Origin of the sequence: Paenarthrobacter nitroguajacolicus (assembly GCF_029952445.1) — a bacterium.
GTDB lineage: Bacteria > Actinomycetota > Actinomycetes > Actinomycetales > Micrococcaceae > Arthrobacter > Arthrobacter nitroguajacolicus_B.
The window spans coordinates 96,771-118,147 of sequence record NZ_JAQPPK010000006.1 but is presented as its reverse complement, the minus strand read 5'-3'; the positions used below and the strand labels follow the sequence as shown (position 1 = coordinate 118,147).

The following is a 21,377-nucleotide window of genomic DNA, read 5'->3' as shown; positions in this document are numbered from 1 at the left end:
TCAGTCCTCATCGAGTACGGCGCTCAGGCGGACCCGGCGCTTGGGTGCTTCGTCCTTCGGAACAGTGCCGACGATTCCAGCGGTGTCATCCGGAACCTCGAACACGATCAGCGGTGCGCCGACGTTGATGGTCTCACCCGGCGCTCCGTGAATACGCACCACTTTACCCGCCTGCGGGCTGGGCAATTCGAGGGCGGACTTGCTGGTTTCCAGCTCAACGATGGGTTGGTTGCGTTCGACCTGTTGGCCCGGTTCCACCAGCCAGTCCAGCACGGTGGCCTCGATGAGGCCTTCGCCCAAATCGGGGAGCGGGAAGGAAATTTCAGCCACGGCGGTACTCCAGTACTCGTTGGATCCCAAAGAGGATGCGGTCGATGTTGGGGATGTATTCGTCCTCGAGGTCCCCGGACGGGTAGGGCACGTCGAAGCCGGTCACCCTCTCCACCGGTGCCTTCAGTGTTGCGAAACAGCTTTGCGTGATGAGCTGGGCCACTTCCGCGCCAAGGCCCGAGGTCAGCGGCGCTTCATGCACGATGACGGCGCGCCGCGTCTTTCCCACGGACCTCGCCAAGGCCGCGGCATCGATAGGCTTCAGCCAGCGCAGGTCCAGGACTTCGATATCGATGCCGTCTTCGGCAGCCAGCTCGGCCACCTGGAGGCAGCGCGAGACCATCGCGCCCCAGGCCACCAACGTCAGGTGCCGCCCTTCCCTGGCTACGCGGGCCCCGGTGAGGTGCCCGCTGTCCGCAGTTCCGGCGTCGGACGTTGGATTGTGGTCCGTCGTGGTGAAGTCCACCGGTCCCTTCTGCCAATAGCGCGATTTTGGTTCCATGAAGATCACTGGGTCCGGTCGCGTGGCTGCGTACTTGAGCAGGTGGTAGGCGTCGTGAGGGTTGGAAGGGGAGACGACCTTGAGGCCTGGTACGTGGGCAAATAGGGCTTCGAGGCTCTCTCCGTGGTGCTCGGGGGCGCGGATGCCGCCGAAGCTGGGGACGCGGAGGGTGATCGGCATGGGCAGGGTGCCGCGGCTGCGGTAGTTCATCCGGGCAATCTGGCAAACGACCTGGTTGATGGCCGGATAAGCGAAACCGTCGAACTGGACTTCGGGGATGGGGTGGAAACCGGCCATCGCCAGGCCAACGGACATACCGAGGATGCCCGATTCGGCAAGGGGGGTATCGAAGACGCGGTCCTCGCCGTGCTTGGCCTGGAGGCCGTCGGTGATGCGGAAGACGCCACCCAGGCGGCCACAGTCCTCGCCGAAGATGACAGCCTTGGGGTTCGCGGCCAGTACCTCGTCAAGTGCGCGGTTGAGTGCTTGCTGCATGGACAGTTGTTGGACGCCGGCTGCTTCAGTTTTTGCGGAGGGCGCCGCGGTAATGGTCTCAGACATGTTCGGACTCCTCGCGCCACGCTGTGGCCTGGGATTGAAGGGAAGGAGTTGGCTCCTGGAAGACCAGGCTGAACATTTCGGCGCCGGGGCGGGGTCCGAGGTCCTGGATGCCGGTCCGGATGGTTTCGACTTCTTCGGCTGCCTTGCGCTGGGCTTCGGCAAAGAAGTCATTGTCAGCTACGCCGTCGGCCAGCAGCTGCTGCTTGAACCGCTCCAGCGGATCCTCACCGGCGTCCAGGCGCTCCTCCTCGAGGGTCCGGTAACGGCCGGGGTCATCGGCGGTGGAGTGTGGTCCGCGACGATACGTCATGGCTTCGATCACCACGGGCCCGTTGCCATTGCGGCAGTGGGCGAACGCGGAGCGGGTGGCTTCGTAAACGGCCACTACATCGTTGCCGTCCACCTGCAGGGCCGGGATGCCGTAGCCGGCCGCCCTCGCGGCAACGGATCCTCCCGCCACCTGGCGTTCTGTGGGGACGGAAATGGCCCAGCCATTGTTCTGGATGAAGAACACCACGGGTGCTTTCATGACTGCGGCGAAGTTCATGGCCTCGTGCACGTCTCCCTGCGAGGAAGCGCCATCGCCAAAGTAGGTCATGGCTACGCCTGTCTCCCCGTCGGGATTGGCAAGTTTTTGGCCATGGGCCCAGCCGACAGCGTGCAGGACTGAGCCGGCCACCACTGCCTGGATGGGCGCGAACCTGGATTCCAGGGGGTTGTACATTCCGCCATGCCAGGTGGCCTTGTGCGTGGACATGTAACCCACCATGTCCAAGCCCATGGCCCGGGCGACACCCATTTCCCGGTAGGTGGGGAACACGAAGTCCCGGGAGCGGTCCACGGCATAGCCGCTGCCCACCTGGGCTGCTTCCTGCCCGAGCTCCGGTGCGTAGCCTGGAATGATGCCCTGGCGTTGCCACGCCACCGCTGAGGTGTCCAGATGCCGGACCGCTGCCATCAGCGTGTACAGCTCGCGTAGTTGATGATCGGTGAGCGGGGCGGCGTCGTCATCGACGGCGGCCAGCGCTGGTTTGGTCGTCATGGTTGTGACCCTAGTCACCGAAGAAGTGTCTTCGCAATAAGCACAGTGACAACGGAACACTTTGTACAAGTTGGATAAACAAAGAAGCCCTGCACAGTACAAACTGTGCAGGGCTTCTCAAATGTCATTGACAGGCCGTTAGCTCGCGCGGTGCGATTCCTTGCCTGCTTTTGCCTTGGCGTTGAGGAAGCAGCCGGCGGCAATCACGAGGATAAGGATGAAGGTCCCGATCAGTTGTCCCGCGCTCTCCGGGTTGGCGAAGCCCACCACGAAGATGATGCCCAGCAGGACCAAACCCACGATGGTGAGGTAGGGGAAGCCCTTCATGCGCAAAGGGAGTTCGACGCCTTCGCGGTCTGCCCGGCGGCGCAGGATGAACTGTGAAACCAGGGCGGTGCCCCAGACCACCAGGCAGGTTGAGCCCACCAGGTTCAGGAGCGCGGGCAGGATCTTCTCCGGGAAGAGCAGCTCCAGGATGGTGGCGATGAAGCCGAACGCTACAGAGATTCCGACGGCGGCTACGGGCACCTTGGCGCCGCTCAGCTTCGAGAGCAGGCGGGGTGCCTCACCCCGCTCGGAGAGGGAGAAGATCATGCGCGATGCGCCGTACAGGTTGGCGTTCAGGGCGGAGAGCAGTGCCACCACGGCCACCAGGGTGATGGCTGTTCCGGCGCCGGGAATACCCGCGAGGTCCAGTACTCCGGCGAAGGGGGACTTCAAGCCGTCCGAGCCCACCGGAAGGATGGCGGCGATAACAAAGACAGAACCGATGTAGAAGACCAGGATGCGCCAGACCACGGTGCGTATGGCCTTGCCCACGCTGTGCGCCGGGTTCTCGGTTTCGGCCGCCGCCACGCTGACGATCTCCGTTCCGCCGAAGGCGAAGATCACGACGAACAGGGCCGCGGCCATTCCGCCGATGCCGTTGGGTGCGAAGTCGCCAAAGGCGGAGAACCCGGGGGAGGGAACGTTTGGAAGCCAGCCGAAGAGAAGGGCGGCGCCAATGAGCAGGAAGATGACGATCGCGGCGACCTTGAGAATGGCGAACCAGAACTCGAATTCGCCGAAGTTGCGCACGCCCACCAGGTTGATGCCGGTGAAAACAACCATGAAGACCAGTGCCAGTACCCATACCGGGATGACAGGCCAGACCGAGAAGAGCAGGCCGGCGGCGCCCAATGCTTCGGCGGCAATGACTACCACCAGTTGGAGCCACCAGAGCCAGCCGATGGTGCCTCCGGCGGTCTTGCCCACGGCTTTCTCCGCGTAGACGGAAAAGGCGCCGCTGTTGGGGTTGGCTGCGGCCATCTCACCCAGGGCCCACATCACCAGGATGATCAGCGTCCCGGCAATGAGGTAGGAAATGAGCACTGCCGGCCCTGCGGCCTGGACGCCGGCGCCGGAGCCCAGGAAGAGGCCGGCGCCGATTGCGCTGCCGAGCCCCATCATGGTCAATTGCCGCGGTTTGAGCGAATGGCCGAGGCCGGAGGTGGGCGCAGGAGCCGCGATGGACTTCGTTGTCATACGTGTCTACCTTCTATGGATTGCATGCTGGTTTGGCGTGCCGGCCTCATGGGCTGGGCAAGCGGGCGTCGACGACGCAGCAAGAGCCGTGGAATAATTCTCGCAGTTTGTAAGATACATCACTTTTTGCTTAGGCGATGTGATGGGTAGGGATCCCCGGGGACAGGAACTTTGATGCTGGTCGATGCGCTTGATGCAAAAATTGTACGTTTCTTCACGGATTCTCCGCGATCTTCCGTGCTGGAGGCGTCCCGTGTACTCAGGGTTGCGCGGGCGACCGTCCAGTCCCGGATCGACCGGATGATCGAGAACGGGGTGATCGGTTCCTGGGTTCCGCAGCCGGATCCGGCGAATTTCGGGTTCCCCGTGGTGGCGTTCTGCTCCGTCACCATCACCCAGGAGATTGGCCATGACGCCATCATCGAGAGCCTGAGCGCCATCCCGGAGATCATCGAAGTCCACACGGTGACAGGAAATTCTGATCTGATGGTCCGGATTGCCGCTCGGTCCAATCCGGACATGCAGCGGGTCCTGGATGCCATGATCGCCACCAAATCCGTAGTCCGCTGTTCCTCCGTGATAGTGCTCAACAGCCATATCCAGGGCCGGACCCTGCCCCTGATGGAGGCTGCCGCCAAGCAAGTGTGACGCAAGGCATTTTGCCAAGCGGCCACAGAGTCGTACCATTAGTTCTAGTCAACATGACTTTAACTAACGCAGTCCTTATGGCAAGAACTGCTCAAAGCGGCGATGAAGCGAGGTGAACGCCGTGAATCCAAGCTCCGCCAACGTTGCCGAAAGGCGGCTCGCACCGCCGTCGTTGGCTATTTCCACGGTGATCTTCGCACTGCGTCCCAGCGAGAAATCCGGGCGCCCCACCCTCTGGCTGCCCTTGGTCCGGAGGATCCGCGAACCGTACAAGGACATGTGGGCGCTCCCGGGTGGCCCTTTGGCCCATGACGAGTCGCTGCAGGATGCCGCATCACGCAACCTCCGTGAGACCACTGGCCTCACGCCGCACTACCTGGAGCAGCTCTACGCCTTTGGTGGCCTCCACCGCTCACCTACGCAGCGCGTGGTTTCCATCGTGTACTGGGCTTTGGTCCAACCCACCGAGGCCGCGCTCGCCGATGAATCCGAGAACGTGCGGTGGTTCCGCGCCGACCGGGTGGACGAGCTCGCTTTCGACCACAAGGCGATTGTGGAGTACGCCCTGTGGCGGTTGCGCAACAAGATGGCCTACGGATCCATCGCCTACCACCTGCTGGGGGAGTACTTCACCCTCGCCCAGGTCCGGGAAGTCTACGAAGCCGTCCTGGATCGCCAGCTCGATCCCGCGAACTTCCGCAGACACATCAAAGCCACACCGGAAATCGAAGAAACCGGTGAATATCTCCAGGGCGGCAAACACCGTCCCCCACGCCTCTACCGCTTTACCGGCACACCCGGCCTCGGGCCAGATAACAGGAGTACACCATGAGCAGCGTCAACACAGCCGTCCAGCTGATCACTCGTGAGGAAGCCGAGAAGGGCCTCTCCGGCGCGGGATCAACCTGCAGCCCGGCTTTGGCCAAGGGCCCCTGGGAGTACGACCTCGCCGAAGCCCTCTCCGGTGCACCCGCCTACGGCCCGGGCGCCTCCAGCAGCGACGTCGCGCCCAAGGCGACGCCGCGCCAGGGCCAACTGCCGGAGGAGTACAAAAAAGCCAGCGACGCCGAACTCGACGCCCGCATCCGCGCCGCCAAAGCAACACTCGGGGACAGGGCCGTCATTTTGGGCCACTTCTACCAGCGCGACGAGGTCATCCAGTACGCGGATTTCGTGGGCGACTCTTTCCAGTTGGCCAATGCAGCCCTCACCAAGCCGGACGCTGAAGCGATCATCTTCTGCGGCGTGCACTTCATGGCCGAAACTGCCGACATCCTCTCAACCCCGGAGCAAGCGGTGATCCTGCCGAACCTCGCGGCGGGCTGTTCGATGGCGGACATGGCGGACGAAGACTCCGTGGAAGAGTGCTGGGAGCAGCTTGAGGAGATCTTCGGCACCGAACCTGATGAATCGGGCCGCGTTCCGGTTATCCCCGTGACCTACATGAACTCTTCTGCAGCGCTCAAGGCCTTCTGCGGGCGCAACGGCGGGATTGTCTGCACGTCATCGAACGCCAAAGTCGTCCTGGAATGGGCCTTCGAACGTGGCCAGCGCGTCCTGTTCTTCCCCGACCAGCACCTGGGCCGCAATACCGCCAAGGCACTGGGGGTTCCGCTGGAACAGATGCCGATGTGGAACCCGCGCAAGGAATTCGGCGGCAATGACGAACAGACGCTGATGGACTCCCGCGTCATCCTTTGGCACGGCTTCTGCTCTGTCCACAAGCGCTTCAACGTAGGCCAGATCGAGAAAGCCCGCCAGGACTTCCCCGGCGTCAAAGTCATCGTGCACCCAGAGTGCCCCATGGAGGTTGTGGACGCAGCCGACTCGGCAGGTTCCACCGATTTCATCAAGAAGGCGATTGCGGCGGCCACCGAGCCCACCACCTTCGCCATCGGCACCGAAATCAACATGGTGAACCGCCTCGCAGCCGAAAACCCGCAGCACACCATTTTCTGCCTGGACCCCGTCATCTGCCCGTGCTCCACCATGTACCGCATCCACCCCGGCTACCTGGCCTGGGTGCTTGAGGAACTGGTCCAGGGCCGCATCGTCAACCGCATCACTGTGGACGACGCCGTACAGGACAACGCCAAGATTGCCCTGGAACGCATGCTGGCCGCCAAGCCGGCCTAGCCCATCAGGCACCACACCTAGCCGAATCGAGTCCCACATGACTACAGAGAGCCTGGCCGGAGGGTCCGCACGCGGGCGGTTGATCGTCGTCGGAAGCGGCATCGCCGGGTTGTACTCGGCCCTCTTGGCTGCGGAGGCCGGTGCTGAGGTGGTGCTGCTGACCAAGGGTGCGCTCGCTGACAGCAACACCTATTACGCGCAGGGCGGCATCTCCGCTGTGCTGGACGAACCTGCTCCCGGTGACACCGTGGCTGCCCACATCGCCGACACCCTGCGGGCCGGGGCGGGGCACTGCAACGAAGAAGCGGTGCGCGTTCTTTGCACCGAAGCGCGGCGGGACATCGCCGGTCTTGTGCGGTTCGGTGTGCGGTTCGATCTTGACGACGACGGCGACCCGGCACTTGGGCTCGAAGCCGCGCATTCGGCTCCCCGGATACTGCACGCGGGCGGGGACGCTACCGGTGCAGGAGTCGCAACGGCCCTGATTAAGTCCGTGCTGGACTTCCAAACACAGGGCAGGATCCAAGTGATCGGGCATGCCCAGGTCACTGCGCTTGCCCACGACGCGGGCAAAGTGGTGGGGGTCAGCTTCCTCCACGAAGGACGTGCGCTGGGTGTCCACGGCGACGCCGTCCTGCTTGCTACCGGAGGGGCCGGGCAGCTGTTCGCCCAAACCACCAACCCCGCAGTGGCTACGGCTGACGGGCTGGCCCTCGCGTGGCGGGCCGGCGCTGCAGTGGCAGACCTCGAATTCTTCCAGTTCCACCCCACGTGCATGGTTCCCGGCGGAGCCGCACGCGAAGCAGAAGGCGATACCCACCCGCTGCTCATCTCCGAGGCCGTCCGTGGCGAAGGCGCAATTCTCGTTGACGCCAACGGTTATCGCTTCATGCCTCACTACCACCCCGACGCCGAACTCGCACCGCGGGACGTAGTCTCCCGCAGCATCGCCCTCCACCTGGCCGCGCTGGGCGATCCCAACGGCCATGTGTTCCTTGACGCCACCATTATTGAGGAACTGCGCGGTGCGGGCTTCCTGCAGAAGCGCTTCCCGACCCTCAGCGCCTTCACCCGCCAGGCCGGCGTCGACTGGACCAGGGAACTGGTCCCCGTGGCTCCGGCCGCGCACTACTGGATGGGTGGGGCGGTGACGGATCTCTTCGGCCGGACGTCTGTGCCCGGACTGTTGGCCGCAGGCGAGGTGGCCTGCACGGGCGTTCAGGGGGCCAACCGCTTGGCCAGTAACTCTTTGCTTGAGGGGCTCGTGTTCGGGCGCCGGGCTGTTGAGGCGTTCCTGGGTACGCCAGGCGGCCTCCCTCTGCGTGCTAACTCGGCCGCGAGCGGCCTCGCTTTTACGCACGCTGCCGGGACACCGCCAGGCGGGCAGGGCGTCCCCGTCGCCAGCGCGGCGCTGTCGGGGACTCTGGAACTGCGCGAAGGTCCTGCACTCTCGGCAGCACCTCCCAGCGGGTTCTCAAGGGCCGCATTGCAGCGGCTGATGACCGCCAAGGCCGGGGTGCTTCGCAGCGGGGTGTTGCTGGCTGAGGCCGCAGAGGAACTTATCGAGTGGGAGGGCGATGTTCTGCCCTTGGATGTTCCTGATTCCCTTGAGGTGCGCGTGCATGAGGATGCCAATCTGTTGTTGGCTGCGCAGTTGCTTGTGCGTGCGGCGCGGGAGCGCCGTGCCTCCTTGGGGGCGCATTACCGCAGCGACAGCGTGACCGAACCCACCGCCGTCGACGATTTTGACAAGCGTTACACCCTGAGCCGGAAAGTGAGCCTCGTCCATGACTAACCTGACCCTCCCCGCAGCACCTGTGCGGGAGATCCTGGAACGGGCCTTCGCCGAGGACGCGCCCAGCGGGGACATTACTTCCCAGCTCCTCATCCCGGCGGAGGCACAGGCTATTGCCGTCCTGAACGCGCGCGTTCCGGGTGTCTTCAGTGGCGGGACCGTGTTCCGCGACGCCATGAAGACCGTGGACCCGGACACTGAGGTGGAATTGCTGCTCGCCGACGGGGAGACTTTCGACGCCGGAACGCACCTCGCCCGCGTCAGCGGCAGTGCACGTTCGGTCCTTCTGGCCGAACGGGTAGCCCTGAACCTGGTGCAGCGCATGAGCGCGATTGCCACCAAGACCGCCGAATTCGTCCGGCTGGTGGAAGGCACCCGCGCCCGCATCACCGACACGCGTAAGACGACTCCCGGGCTGCGGGTGCTGGAACGCTACGCCGTCCGATGCGGAGGGGGAGCAAACCACAGGTACAGCCTCTCCGACGCCGTGCTGGCCAAGGACAACCACCTGGCAGTCATGACAGGCGGCGACTCCACCAAACTGACTGAACTGCTCATGGCCGCCAAAGCGCAGCTTGGCCACACCACGCACTTCGAAGTCGAAGTGGACAGCGCGGACCAGATCGAACCGGTGCTGGCCGCAGGTGTGGACACCATCATGTTGGACAACTTCACCCTTGAGGAACTCCGTGCCGGCGTCAAGCAGGTTGACGGCCGGGCCATCGTGGAAGCCAGCGGAAATGTCACGATCGACACCGTCACCGGCATTGCCGCGGCAGGGGTGGATGTCATCTCCATCGGCGGCCTGACCCACAGTGTGAACGCCCTGGACTTGGGCCTTGACATCGAACTGGGCCTCGACATCGAACTCACCCAGGGCCGGAACTGAAAGCCACCTGCCTCCATGATCTTCCTTGACGCCGCTGCCACCACGCCGGTCCGCCGCGAAGTACTCGAGGCCATGTGGCCCTACCTCAGTGGCGAGTTCGGCAACCCCTCAAGCCATCACACCCTGGGCGAAGCGGCGGCGGCAGCGCTCGCGGAGGCGCGTTCCGGCGTCGCGAAGGTATTCAACTGCCGCCCCGGCGAGGTCACGTTCACCTCGGGTGGCACGGAGGCGGACAATCTGGCCGTCAAGGGCATCGCGCTGGCCCGCCGGGCCGCGGATCCGGCATTGAACCGGGTGGTGATCAGCGCCGTAGAGCACCCCGCCGTGGAGGAATCGGCGCGCTACCTGGAAAGGATCCACGATTTTTTGGTGGACGTCGTCCCGGTGGACACGGACGGTCTGGTCACTGTGGACGCCCTGCGGAGCCTCCTTCGGCCGGAAACAGCACTCGTGAGCATCATGTACGCGAACAACGAGATCGGGACCGTCCAACCCATCGCGGCGCTCGCTGACGCGGCACACGCTGCGGGAGTTCCCTTCCATACCGACGCCGTACAGGCCGCCGGATGGTGTCCGTTGGACGTCAAGGATCTCGGTGTTGACGCCATGAGCATTTCAGCGCACAAACTGGGAGCGCCAAAAGGCTCCGGTGCCCTGTTCGCGAAAGGACGGCTGCGGCTGGAGCCCCTCATGCACGGCGGTGGGCAGGAACGGGGCAAGCGTTCAGGAACCGAGAATGTGGCCGGAGCCGTCGCTTTGTCCACGGCTTTGACGCTCTCCCATGCCGAACAGCCTGAACAGGCGCCCCGCGTTGCCCGCTTGCGGGAGCGCTTCATTGCGCGGATCCTCGACACCGTGCCGGACGCCCGGCTGACAGGACATAGGGGTCAACGCCTGCCATCGGTAGCGTCCTTCTGCTTCCCTGGGACCAGCGGCGAATCCGTGCTCCTCGAACTGGAGCGCCTGGGAGTGGTGTGCTCCAGCGGTTCGGCTTGTGCTGCCGGTTCCGATGCACCGTCGCCGGTATTGGTGGCTTTGGGCATCGCCCCCGAAACGGCGCAGACCGCGGTTCGGTTCAGCTTCACGTCCACAATCTCCGACGCCGACCTGGACGCGGCCGCCGTCGCCGTGGAAACCGCCGTCGGGCGTGTCAGGAACCTTGCCGCCCCACAAGCAGGCTGACGGAAGCGGTCCTAGACGTGCCGCGCCCGGCGGAAAATCCAGTGGCGCAGCAACGTGAAGCGGACACCGGTGGCCACGAACCCGGACAATGTGGTGGTCCACAGTTCCTCGGTGACGCTGGCTTCCGGATTGAACAGATGCAGTACCCCCAGGCTGCCGCCGGTGATCAGCAACGCTATGCCAATCACGATCACCCCGCTCAAGTGGTCACGGGCACGCTTCTTCTTGCCGGTGATCTTGAAGGTCAGGCGCCGGTTCAGGGCCGTGTTCATCAAGGACGTCAGGATCAGCGCCACAGCGTTCGCGAGTTGTGGATCCATGACAGGGCGCAGCAGCGCGTAGATGGCCAGTGAGCTTCCCGTGCAGACGATGCCGACACCGGTGAAGCGGATCAACTGCCGCACCACCGGATACTTGAGGATGCCGCGATGCCGTTTACGGGGCGGTTTTTGAGGGGGAGATGGCCGTAGCCCAGTGGCGTCCGCAGCTATCTCCATGGGCTTAAGCCTGACACACTATCCGGGCAGGTCCTCCCAGGAAGCGCCGGACACGGGGTTGGTGAGCTCGCCGATTCCCTCCACGCGGCACGTCACGGTGTCGCCGGGGGTGATGCGTGCGGTTTCGGCAGGGAAACCCGTGAGGATCAGATCGCCCGGCTGAAGGGTCATGAACGAGGTGAGGTAGACGAGGATCTCTTCGACGTTCCAGCCGAGGTCCCAGGTGCCGGCGGTCTTCAAAGCATTTCCGTTATGGACGATCCCGATGCCCAGCCGGGAGTGGTCCACATCGGTAACCATCCACGGGCCAGCGGGGGTAAACGTGTCCTGGCTCTTGGCGCTGATCCACAGTTCATCGGATTTCTGCAGTTCGCGGGCGGAGACGTCGTTGCCGATGGTGAATCCCAGGATCGCCGACCTCGCGGTTTCCAAGGTCAGTCCGCGCGCAGCCCTGCCCAGGACGATGGTCAGTTCAGCTTCGGGGTCTACATGGCCGATCGTTCGGCTGAGCTGGATCGCCTCACCCGGACCGATCACGCTCGAAGCCGCCTTGTGGAAAGCCTGGGGAGGCAGGTCGCGCCCGGGCTGTCCGGTGTTGTGGGCCATGCCGAGGACATTGACGGGCACTGAGGGTGCAAGGAAGGTGAACTCATCTTCGGTAACCTCCGAGCCACGCTGCCAACCCTCACGCTCCGGACTGGCGGCATTTGCCCGGGACGACGGAAACGGGGAGTCAATGACTGACCACACTTTCCCCTCATCCGATGTAAAGTCCACGGCGTCGTTCGCTACGAAGAAGTGCTCGTCGATGGAGGCGGGACGGAGGGGACGGACGCGGGCAATGCGGCGGGGGAGGGGCAAAGTCATGATGACATCCTACGTCCTGCTTTGCGTTGCCGGGCCCGTTTTACGTCCCATGGCCCGCCCTTGGTGCGCAGGGCAGGCCCCACAACCTTTCAGGCGAGCGGTGCAGAACCGAACGCAACGCTGAAGCGATCACACCAGAGGACCACCGACGTCAAGCCCGTGATGTCGGTCCCGGGCGGTACGACGTAATTCTGGTTGCCGTGCGTAGCCTTGACGGCGCCCAGATCCACATAGCGTCCCGAACGGTACTTGAACCAATCGCCTCCCGCGTCCAAGCTGCTAAGCCACACTTTGACGTCGGGTCCGTCGCTGCTGGCCAGGTTTTCCAAGCGGAGCACGTGGCCCCCATCCGGGAGCTCGAGCAGCTGTGCTGTGCCGGTGGTCTGATGTTCCTGCGATTGGAACATTCCCGTCCCCACTACCGTCGGCCCGCTGGCAACCGTGGGTCCGCTGCTTGGCGCGGTGGCATCGGGTGATGCTTGGCCCGGCGTGGTGACCCCCGACGGCGTGGCAACCGGCAGTGCTTCGTCCAGGCTGCTGCTGGTGAAGAGCCGCCACGGTTGGAACAGGAACGCCCCGGCAACAATGAAGCAGAGGACCACTACCCCTGCAGCGGCAGCGAGCAGGCCATGGGTCCGGACCAACCTCCGCAATCTGTTCATGGTTCAAGGCTAGGCATTGAGGCACGGCGGTGGGGGCTTCATTGCTTACGATACCGTGACGCCTGTTCCCGCGCTGCGGACCGAACCCCTCAGGCCCGGGGCTTAGAATCCGTCTCATGCGTCTGGCGATTATTGGTTTGGTACTGCTCGTAGCGGGCGGGGTAACGGTGGCCACGGGTATCCTGCCGTGGCACGAAGTCATGGTCCTCGTGGACCGCGTGGCTCCTATCCTGGCCTTCGTCGTCGCCATGACAGTGGTCACCGAGCTCGTCAGCGAAGCAGGCACCTTCCAATGGATCGCCCGTCGCCTGCGCCGTTGGGGTCGGGGGCGCAGTGTCCTGCTGTGGTTGCTGCTGGCGCTTTTTGCCACCTTGAGCACCATCTTCCTTTCCCTGGATACGACGGCGGTTCTCCTCACCCCAGTGGTGGTCACCGTGGCCCGCCAGGCAGGCCTCCCGGTGCTGCCCTTTGCGTTGACCACCGTATGGCTGGCGAACACGGCGAGTTTGCTGCTGCCGATCTCCAACCTGACCAATCTTCTGGCGCAGCACAATCTTGGCGGGATAAGCCCTGCCCAATTCGCCCACTTGATGTGGGCGCCCTCGCTGGCCGCCGTCGTGGTGCCACTGGCGTTCATCGCCTTGGTTTTCAGGCGCGAACTGCGAAAAAGATATGCCTTGGATGCTTCCCGCCCTGTTGTTGCTTCCACGGCGAAGGCACCCGACCGGCTTCTGCTGGCGGGCAGTGCCGTGGTCCTCGTGCTGCTGCTGCCGGCCTTGGTGTCGGGAGTCGCCATCTGGATCCCGGCCTCGGTGGCAGCAGCGGTCCTTGCGGTCCTGTTCATCGTCCGTCGGCCGACGGTCCTGAAGATCACGCTCATTCCCTGGTCGCTTCTGCTGTTCACCTGTGGGCTCTTCCTGGTTGTCGAGGCCACCCAATATATGGGCGCCTCGGCCATGCTGGGGCAGGTGGCGGGCCAGGGCGATGGCTTCGTGGAGCTCCTGAGGCTTGCCATGACGGGCGCCCTCGGTTCCAACGTCGTCAACAACCTGCCGGCCTATCTCCTGGCCGAACCTCTCGCGGGGACTCCGGAAAGGATGGCGGCCCTGCTGGTGGGAGTCAACGCGGGTCCATTGATTGCACCGTGGGCGTCACTGGCGACGTTGTTGTGGCACGACCGGCTGATGCGCATGAACGTGCTGGTCAAGTGGCAGGGGTACGCACTGATGGGCTTGCTGGTGGCACCGCTGACCATCATCGCAGCCATTGCAGCGCTCGCAGCTGTTGGGCCGGGCGGGTTGTTCGGCTAACCCGCGTAGAGCTCCCCAACAGGAACTTCGGCGGCCAGCCTGTTGGCTGGGCCGGCAAGCGGACAGGCCCATGCTTCGTTGTAGGCGCAGGATGGGTTGTAGGCAAAGTTGAAGTCGAGGATGAACTCTTGTCCTGTGCCGTCATCGGTTCCCCGGGTTCCATGGAACGAGCCTTTGACAGTGTCCAGCAAGTACCGGCCTGCCCCGTAGCTCCCGCCCGGCTTTCCCGCCGTCGCATCACGGAACGGCACAAAGATCCCGCCCCCGTAGCTTCTTAGCCGCCAGACGGCCAGGGAGCCGAGTCCGGGCAGTTCAAAGGTGCCGATCCGCGTGAAGGGCACGACGCCGTCGGTGCCGGTCTGGACATTCATTTCCTGTCCTGCACCGTCCGGCAGGAGTTCGGCGTGCAGGCGGTAGGCGGGGTCGTAACCGGCCGTCCGGAGGCCGGAAAAGGAAGCCTTCATCTCCGGCGTCAGGGCCGACGCAGGATGCGTGGCAAACATCAGGTCCCGTTCCTGGCGCCAATAGACATGCGCGTCAAAGGGATTGGTAGCGGCCAGTTGCCGCACCTTGTCATAGAGGGCGAAGGTTTTCAGACGCCAGTCAGCTATGTCTAGTGCGGACATCGTGGGGGCGGTGTCCTCGAATTCGTCGTGCTGGGTTGGGGCCATACCTTCAGCCTAGTCCTGTGCGTGTCGTGGCATCCCCGCAGCTAGGCTGTGCTCATGACTGGCATGAGGAATCCGGGCCACATTGCGCCGAAACTTGCTGCGCTGGTGCTGGCCGGCTTCTTGGTGGCGGGAACGGCAGCCTGCTCAACTGAAAACAAGGGGCCGCAGGTCACCTCCACGGCAACGTCGCGGCCCAACAGTTCCGAATCAGGCACCGGTTCCGCGGAAAGCACGACGTCGGGCCCCGCCACTGATAGCAGCCAACCCTCAGCTTCTCCCGAAGGGACGGAATCATCCTCTGGTACGGCAACTGCCGGCCCGGATCCGGTGCCTACGGCCCTGTCATGGAAAACCTATACGGATCCGGCAAAGAGCGTCAGTTTTGAGCTCCCCAAAGACTGGATCGCCCAGTCGGCAACGCCGGATGCAGGTTCTTTGTCCGGCGCGGTTAAAGTGGAGGTCAAGGACGGGTCAGGCAAATACATCGCCACTCTTCAAACGGGATTGCCCCCTACCAATCCTGCAGCTTGCCCGGCCGGACAAGGGAAGCCCTATGTGGTGATCAGCAGCACGCCGTTGAATGTCCCGCACTCCGACGGACCAGCCACGATCGATCCCCGGGTGGTGTTCCGCGTCATCCAGGGCTACAAGTTCTTTGGTTCCTATGGCATCACCAACGTGGTGGCGGGCGCGGATGGCCAGTCGTGTGAACTGGTAAACCGCGTGCTGGGGCCGGCTGGCAAGGGCGACTTCTCCTTCGGGGACGTCCCAGCGGTCCATGCCTTCGCTGCCGAAGAGAAAGTGGCCCCCGCAAAGTCTTTCGACACGCTGGACCTTGCCGCAAAGTACGTGGCCCACGATTCTGAATTCGCCAATGTCCAGCGGATGCTACTGTCTCTGAAGGTCAATCTGTAGTCCTGGACTGGCTGACTTACACATTCGGCGGCGATGGGGGCTGCCTGCCGCAACCCACTGTCGGAGATTAATGGAACGCAACGTTGCTGCCACGCTCGTTTTCAAGACCGCAGCCAACACCAAAGTGGCCATGGCCATTGCCGTGGCCAACAACCCTGGCTATGACGCAGTGACTGAAAACCTGTCGATCACTGCTGGCGGCGGGGAACTTCCCGTAGCCGAATTCAGCGACCATCATGGCGGGCGCTTCCACTACCTGGAGTTTGCCGAGCCCAGCGAGGTAACGGTGGATTACCGGGCCACCGTCATGGGCTTCGCCGAACCGGATACTTCCTCGCCCATGGAACTCATCCGTTACGTCAGGCCAAGCCGTTATGCGGAGTCGGACAGGCTGCTGCCCACCTCTTATGCCGAGTTCGGCGCCCTGCAGGGTGCCGAATTGCTCCATGCCGTCCGTGACTGGGTCCACGCGGAACTCCGCTACGTCAGCGGTTCTTCCCGGGGAACCGACGGCGCTGTTGAAACGCTCTTGCACCGCAAGGGAGTGTGCAGGGACTTTGCGCACCTGGCTATTGCCCTGCTGAGGTCCAAAGACGTGCCTGCCCGCCTCGCTGCTGTCTATGCGCCCGGACTGAGTCCCATGGATTTCCATGCGGTGGCTGAAGCATACGTGGACGGTGCCTGGCGGATCATCGACCCCACAGGCCTGGCTCCGCGAGAGTCAATGCTTCGCATCACGGCGGGGCGGGACTCTTCGGACACGGCCTTCCTCTCCACGGTGGGCGGAAGCCTTTCGCTGAAGACCCTCAAGGTCAGTGCATCGGTTAACGGAGAGCTCCCGGTGGAGAACCACCGGGAGCTCGTCAGCCTGCGCTAGTGGCCTGCCACTGAAGCGCGGAGCTTCTCCGTCAACCGCAACAGTTCACGCTGCTCGTCGGCCGTGAGCGCGGGCGCCACCAAAGTTGCGATGTCGCGCACGTGTTCGCGTCCAATGCTCTTTTGGAGTTCGCTGCCGGCTTCGGTGAGGGCGAGCAGGACGCCACGGCCGTCGTCGGGTGCGGTTGTCCGCTCCACCAGGCCGCGCTTCTCCAAGCGGTCAACCAAGCGGCTCAGGCTCGACTGGCTCAGCAGCACTTTGTCGTTGATTTCGTTGAGGCGGAGCTGGCCCGAAGGGCACCGGGACAGAGTGAACAGGACGTCGTACTCCTTGACGGGCAGTGTCTTGAAGGCCGGTCCGGACTGGAGCTTGCGCATCACCGCCACCTGGGAGCGGAACAAAGACTCCCAGGTTTCGGCGGCGAGGCGGACTGCAGAGGAAGCAGTGCCTGCTGGACCGGACATCAGGCGTCCTGCCCCGCTGCACCGGCCGTTGCCGACTCGGTGACCTTGGTCTCCAGTGCCGCTGCCACCCGTGAAGCGTGGGTGGGGGCGTCCGGCACGTGGGCGGGCTTCATGGCGGCATATTCCTTGCGCAGGACCGGCAGTACTTCCTCGCCAAAGAGGTCCAGCTGCTCCAGGACGGTCTTCAGGGGAAGGCCGGCGTGGTCGATCAGGAACAACTGCCGCTGGTAGTCGCCAAAGGCTTCACGGAACGTCAGTGTCTTCTCGATGACTTCCTGCGGGCTGCCTACGGTCAGTGGCGTCTGCGACGTGAAATCCTCCAGTGACGGGCCGTGGCCGTATACGGGGGCGTTGTCGAAGTACGGGCGGAACTCCTTCACGGCGTCCTGGGAGTTCTTCCTCATGAAGAACTGGCCACCGAGGCCCACGATCGCCTGATCTGCCTTGCCGTGGCCGTAGTGTTCGTAGCGCTCACGGTACAGGCCGATCAGCTGCTGGTAGTGCTCCTTCGGCCAGAAGATGTTGTTGGCGAAGAAGCCATCGCCGTAGTACGCAGCCACCTCGGCGATTTGGGGAGTCCGGATGGAACCGTGCCACACGAAGGGCGCGACGCCGTCGAGCGGGCGCGGTGTGGACGTAAAGTTCTGCAGCGGCGTGCGGAACTTGCCGGACCAGTTGACGGTGTCCTCATCCCACAGCTTGCGGAGCAGGCTGTAGTTTTCGATCGCGAGTTCGATTCCGTCCTGGATGTTCTTGCCGAACCACGGGTACACGGGGGCCGTGTTGCCGCGTCCGAGCACCAGGTCAACGCGGCCTTCGGAGAGGTGCTGAAGCATGGCGAAGTCTTCGGCGATCTTGACGGGGTCGTTGGTGGTGATCAGCGTGGTTGCAGTAGAGAGCGTGATGCGCTCTGTCTGCGCGGCGATGTAAGCCAGCGTGGTGGTGGGGGAGGAGGAGAAGAAGGGCCTGTTGTGGTGCTCGCCGAGGGCGTAGACATCCATGCCGATTTCTTCGACCTTGCGGGCGATGGCAACGGAGGCCTTGATGCGCTCGTTCTCGGTGGGCGTGCGGCCCGTGGTGGGGTCAGTCGTGATGTCGCTGACGCTGAACACGCCGATCTGCATGATGTGCCTTTCTCCCTGCCCGTGGTCCCGGGCTCTGTCTACAGTGTACCTCAAACTAGATGCATTTGCATGTATCAGTGCCTGTAACAGGACAGGGCCGGGAATTGTTCCCGGCCCTGCTCAAGGTTTTGCGGGGAAGCTATTCCCCGGGATTATGGGCCGCGCGGCGACCCTTCACCCGCGGGATCATGCCTGTTGTCCAGTCCTGGAAGTCCTCAGCGCCACTGCCGCCCTCGCCGTTGCTTCCTGGGTCGGGGGTTGGTTTTTCCTGCAGGTCCCGCAGCAACTGCTTCTTTTCCCGGCGCCCCTCCACCAGCTTGTAGAGCACGGGAACCAGCACAAGGGTCAAGGCTGTGGACGAGACAAGCCCGCCAATGACCACGATGGCCAGGGGCTGGGAAATAAAGCCGCCTCCGCCCGTCAGGCCCAAGGCCATGGGCGTCAGCGCGAACACCGTTGCCAGGGCCGTCATCAGGATGGGGCGGAGACGTTGCCGGGCGCCGTGGGTAATGGCGTCAGCTACGCTCATGCCCGGGCGGCCGTCATGTGGTTTCCGGTATTGGTTGATGAGGTCGATCAGGACAATGGCGTTGGTGACGACGATCCCCACCAGCATCAGCATGCCGATCAGCGACGGCAGGCCCAGCGGGACACCGGTCAGCAACAGCAGTCCCACTGCGCCGGTGGCGGCGAAGGGCACGGAAACCAGCAGGATCAGCGGTTGGATGAGGGACTTGAAGGCTGCCACCATGATTACGTATACGATCGCGATCGCTGCCAGAAGCGCCAGGCCCAATTGGCGGAAGGACTCGGCCTGCTGGGTTGTAGCGCCGCCGATGTTTGCGGTGACGCCGGCCGGAAGGTCGATTTTTGCCAGGCGCTCCTGCACCGCGGTGCTGACGCTGCCCAGGTTGGAGCCCGACGGCGTGACGGTCACGCGCGCTGTCCGCTGGCCGTTGCTGCTGGTGATGGACACCGGCGTATCCACTTGTTCGACGGCGGCGATGGTCTCAAGCGCGACGCCGCCGCGGGCAGTTGGGAGCTGGAGCGCCCGAACGGCGGCAATGCTGGTAAAGCGGGTTCCTTCGCCGATCTGAACGGGGTAGTCGTCGGTGTCGATCCGCACAGTGCCGGCAGGGATGGGGCTGACTGTGGAAGCCAGGAAAGCTCCCACCTGATCCTCTGTCAATCCGGCAGCCACGGCCTTGGCGCGGTCAACCCGGACCTGGACCGCCGACTGGGTGGACGCCAGGTTGGTGGCAACCTCAGTACTGCCGGGAACGCCATCCATGGCCTTGACCACGGCATCGCTTGCGGTCTTCAAGTCTGCGGAGTTGGCGGCCTTGATGGTGACGTCCACGGTTGAGGATGTGCCGAACCCGCCCTGCTGGGAACCAACAGTGATCTTGCCAGCAGCCCCTGCCAGCTTGCTGCGGACTTCGTCCTGCAGCTTGGCCTGGTTGACCTTCTCATCGGTGACAATCGTGAAGGTGGAGTTCGAGGAACCCGTGGATGTCAGGGCGGCGAAGCCGGTCTGGGCATTGCCGGAGGTTACCTGCACATCCTTGATGCCCTGGATGCCCTTCAGCGAGTCCTCGACCTTCGTTGCCTCCTCGCTGGTGGCCTGCAGGCTGGTCCCGGCCGGAAGCACCTGGCGGACCGTCATGCTGTTCTCGCCCGAGCGGCCCAGCAGGTCCGTGGCCAGCAGCGGTGACACGGCGATGGTAGCCACCAGGATCAGGGCAGCCGCGGACAAGGTGATGACCGGGTGCTTCTGTGTCTTCGTCAGGATGGGCAGGTAGCCGCGCTGGAGCCTGCTCCGCTGCTCGGCTTCACGGGCTTTCTCCGCCGCCTCCTTGGTAGCGGCAGCCGCTTCCGCGCCCTTCCTGGGGGAAGAAAGGAACCAGTAGGCCAGCACAGGAACGATCGTCAGGGACACCAGGAGCGAAGACAACAGCGCGATGGTGACGGTCAGTGCAAAGGGCCGGAACAACTCACCGGCGAGGTCGCCCACGAAGGCAATTGGCAGGAACACCGCAACTGTGGTCAGCGTCGAGGCCGTGATGGCCCCTGCCACTTCGCGGATGGACGTCAGGATTGCCGTGAGCTTGTGTTCTCCGTAGCTCAAGTGGCGTTTGATGTTCTCGATGACCACGATCGAGTCGTCCACCACGCGCCCGATCGCAATGGTGAGGGCACCCAGGGTGAGGATGTTCAGTGAATACCCTGTGGCCGAGATGCCGATGAACGTTATCAGCAGTGAGAGCGGAATGGACACCGCCGTGACCAAAGTGGAGCGGACGGACATCAGGAACACCAGGATGACTGCCACGGCGAACCCAAGGCCAAGGAGGCCTTCGGTGGTGAGGTCCTTGATGGATTTTTCGATGAACGGGGCTTGGTCGAAAACAGGCGTGAAACTGGCGTTGTTGCCCAGTTCTTCCTCCATGGGCCCGATCGCGTCGCGGACGGCATGTGAGATCGCCACGGTGTCGCCCTCGGGCTTCTTGGTGACAGACAGGGCCAGCGTGGGCTTGCCATTGGTGCGCGTGATGGACGTGGGGGCATCGTCCTTGATGCTGACGTCCGCCACGGCTCCGATGGTGGTGGCTTTGCTGGTACCTGCCAGCGGAAGTCCCTTGATGATCTCCAGGGAGTCAACTGGACTGCCAAGCTGGAGGGACAACGTTTTGCCTTGGTCCTCGATGGTGCCGACAGGAACCAGTGTTCCGTTGTTCTTCAGCGCACTGCTGATGGACTGTACTGAGGCCCCCGTCCCGGCGAGGTCTGCCTGGCGGGGCTGGATGAGGATGTGTTGGGTGGCGCCGCCGGTCACATCGGCGCCACGGACGCCGTCGATCTTCTGGAGCCGGGGCACGCTGAGCCGCAGGAGGTCCGCGTTGAGTTCGCTCAGTGGCTTGTCCGAAGAGACAGCCAGGAAGACGATCGGGAAGTCACTGATGTTGCCTGCGATGGCCTGGGGTTCCACATTGGCGGGCAAAGCCCGCTTCGCGTTGGAAATGGCCCGGTCGATCTGGTTGCGTGCCCGGTCGAGGTTGGAACCATAGGTGAACACCATGGTGATCTGCGAAACGCCGTTGCGTGAGGTGGACGAGGTTGACTCAAGTCCTTCAACGCTGTTCAGGGCAGTCTCAAGGGGCTGGCTGAGCTGCTTGTCCACTACCTCGGGGGAGGCGCCTGGCATGGAGGTGACAACCGTAATCTGCGGAAACTCGATGGAAGGAATGAGTTCCTGCTTCAAAGACCCCATGGTGATCACGCCGAACACCGCCGCAAAGACGGTGATCAGCGCGATCAGGGCCCGGTTGCCCAGTGAAAGTTTGGCCAGGCGGAACATTGCATCGACTCCTGTGGTCTACG

Annotated in this window: 20 protein-coding genes; 9 read left to right on the top strand and 11 right to left on the bottom strand. The window is 63.7% G+C overall.

Annotated elements, in window-relative coordinates:
• From PJL15_RS05900 to PJL15_RS05885, 4 genes are all read right to left on the bottom strand, one after another.
• Complete coding sequence (locus PJL15_RS05900; protein ID WP_018776287.1) at positions 1-330, bottom strand: biotin/lipoyl-containing protein; 330 nt, start codon at positions 328-330, stop codon at positions 1-3.
• The gene (locus PJL15_RS05895) at positions 323-1,393 is read right to left on the bottom strand and encodes an alpha-ketoacid dehydrogenase subunit beta (protein ID WP_281450261.1); all 1,071 of its coding nucleotides are present in this window, start codon (positions 1,391-1,393) and stop codon (positions 323-325) included. The genes PJL15_RS05900 and PJL15_RS05895 overlap by 8 nt, the downstream gene beginning before the upstream one ends.
• Complete coding sequence (locus PJL15_RS05890; RefSeq protein ID WP_281450260.1) at positions 1,386-2,435, bottom strand: thiamine pyrophosphate-dependent enzyme; 1,050 nt, start codon at positions 2,433-2,435, stop codon at positions 1,386-1,388. Before PJL15_RS05890 ends, PJL15_RS05895 begins: the two co-directional genes overlap by 8 nt.
• A gap of 138 nt (positions 2,436-2,573) precedes the next feature.
• Positions 2,574-3,959: an amino acid permease gene (locus PJL15_RS05885; protein ID WP_281450259.1), complete on the bottom strand. Its 1,386-nt coding sequence runs from the start codon at positions 3,957-3,959 to the stop codon at positions 2,574-2,576.
• A 174-nt stretch (positions 3,960-4,133) separates the two neighbouring features.
• On the opposite strand from PJL15_RS05885, the gene PJL15_RS05880 reads away from it, so the two are divergent.
• The 6 genes from PJL15_RS05880 (at position 4,134) to PJL15_RS05855 (ending at position 10,609) form a co-directional block, all read left to right on the top strand.
• Positions 4,134-4,607 (top strand): Lrp/AsnC family transcriptional regulator, encoded by a 474-nt coding sequence (locus PJL15_RS05880; RefSeq protein WP_281450258.1) that lies wholly within the window; start codon positions 4,134-4,136, stop codon positions 4,605-4,607.
• 112 nt (positions 4,608-4,719) lie between these two features.
• Positions 4,720-5,439, top strand: coding sequence for an NUDIX hydrolase (locus PJL15_RS05875; RefSeq protein ID WP_281450257.1), 720 nt, complete (start codon positions 4,720-4,722; stop codon positions 5,437-5,439).
• Positions 5,436-6,743, top strand: coding sequence for a quinolinate synthase NadA (nadA, locus tag PJL15_RS05870; protein ID WP_281450256.1), 1,308 nt, complete (start codon positions 5,436-5,438; stop codon positions 6,741-6,743). Before PJL15_RS05875 ends, nadA begins: the two co-directional genes overlap by 4 nt.
• Positions 6,744-6,780: 37 nt before the next feature.
• On the top strand, positions 6,781-8,538 hold the full coding sequence (gene nadB / locus PJL15_RS05865; RefSeq protein WP_281450255.1) for an L-aspartate oxidase: 1,758 nt from the start codon (positions 6,781-6,783) through the stop codon (positions 8,536-8,538).
• Positions 8,531-9,427 carry a carboxylating nicotinate-nucleotide diphosphorylase gene (gene nadC, locus PJL15_RS05860; RefSeq protein ID WP_281450254.1) on the top strand — a complete coding sequence of 299 codons (897 nt, stop codon included), beginning with the start codon at positions 8,531-8,533 and terminating at the stop codon, positions 9,425-9,427. Before nadB ends, nadC begins: the two co-directional genes overlap by 8 nt.
• A gap of 15 nt (positions 9,428-9,442) precedes the next feature.
• Positions 9,443-10,609: a cysteine desulfurase family protein gene (locus PJL15_RS05855; protein WP_281450253.1), complete on the top strand. Its 1,167-nt coding sequence runs from the start codon at positions 9,443-9,445 to the stop codon at positions 10,607-10,609.
• Between the two features lie 11 nt (positions 10,610-10,620).
• Here PJL15_RS05855 and PJL15_RS05850 read toward each other — a convergent pair whose 3' ends face one another.
• The 3 genes from PJL15_RS05850 to PJL15_RS05840 form a co-directional block, all read right to left on the bottom strand.
• Positions 10,621-11,106 carry a GtrA family protein gene (locus tag PJL15_RS05850; RefSeq protein ID WP_281450252.1) on the bottom strand — a complete coding sequence of 162 codons (486 nt, stop codon included), beginning with the start codon at positions 11,104-11,106 and terminating at the stop codon, positions 10,621-10,623.
• Positions 11,107-11,124: 18 nt separating this feature from the next.
• Positions 11,125-11,973, bottom strand: a complete 849-nt coding sequence (locus PJL15_RS05845) for a fumarylacetoacetate hydrolase family protein (RefSeq protein WP_281450251.1) — start codon at positions 11,971-11,973, stop codon at positions 11,125-11,127.
• Between the two features lie 89 nt (positions 11,974-12,062).
• Entirely contained in the window at positions 12,063-12,635 is a 573-nt protein-coding gene (locus PJL15_RS05840; RefSeq protein ID WP_281450250.1) for a DM13 domain-containing protein, read from the bottom strand.
• Between the two features lie 116 nt (positions 12,636-12,751).
• Here PJL15_RS05840 and PJL15_RS05835 point away from each other — a divergent pair, with 116 nt between their 5' ends.
• Positions 12,752-13,945 carry an SLC13 family permease gene (locus PJL15_RS05835; protein ID WP_281450249.1) on the top strand — a complete coding sequence of 398 codons (1,194 nt, stop codon included), beginning with the start codon at positions 12,752-12,754 and terminating at the stop codon, positions 13,943-13,945.
• On the opposite strand, the gene PJL15_RS05830 is transcribed toward PJL15_RS05835, so the two are convergent.
• Positions 13,942-14,616 carry a DUF1684 domain-containing protein gene (locus tag PJL15_RS05830; protein ID WP_281450248.1) on the bottom strand — a complete coding sequence of 225 codons (675 nt, stop codon included), beginning with the start codon at positions 14,614-14,616 and terminating at the stop codon, positions 13,942-13,944. The two genes, PJL15_RS05835 and PJL15_RS05830, sit on opposite strands and share 4 nt — an antisense overlap.
• A gap of 54 nt (positions 14,617-14,670) precedes the next feature.
• Between PJL15_RS05830 and PJL15_RS05825 the strand changes: the two genes are divergently transcribed.
• Positions 14,671-15,531, top strand: a complete 861-nt coding sequence (locus PJL15_RS05825) for a hypothetical protein (RefSeq protein WP_281450247.1) — start codon at positions 14,671-14,673, stop codon at positions 15,529-15,531.
• Positions 15,532-15,601: 70 nt separating this feature from the next.
• On the top strand, positions 15,602-16,408 hold the full coding sequence (locus PJL15_RS05820) for a transglutaminase-like domain-containing protein (RefSeq protein WP_281450246.1): 807 nt from the start codon (positions 15,602-15,604) through the stop codon (positions 16,406-16,408).
• Here the strand turns inward: PJL15_RS05820 and PJL15_RS05815 are convergent.
• From PJL15_RS05815 to PJL15_RS05805, 3 genes are all read right to left on the bottom strand, one after another.
• Complete coding sequence (locus PJL15_RS05815) at positions 16,405-16,872, bottom strand: MarR family winged helix-turn-helix transcriptional regulator (protein ID WP_281450245.1); 468 nt, start codon at positions 16,870-16,872, stop codon at positions 16,405-16,407. The two genes, PJL15_RS05820 and PJL15_RS05815, sit on opposite strands and share 4 nt — an antisense overlap.
• Positions 16,872-17,996, bottom strand: coding sequence for an LLM class flavin-dependent oxidoreductase (locus PJL15_RS05810; protein WP_281450244.1), 1,125 nt, complete (start codon positions 17,994-17,996; stop codon positions 16,872-16,874). The genes PJL15_RS05815 and PJL15_RS05810 overlap by 1 nt, the downstream gene beginning before the upstream one ends.
• Positions 17,997-18,135: 139 nt before the next feature.
• Complete coding sequence (locus PJL15_RS05805; protein WP_281450243.1) at positions 18,136-21,354, bottom strand: efflux RND transporter permease subunit; 3,219 nt, start codon at positions 21,352-21,354, stop codon at positions 18,136-18,138.
• Positions 21,355-21,377 lie beyond the last annotated feature (23 nt).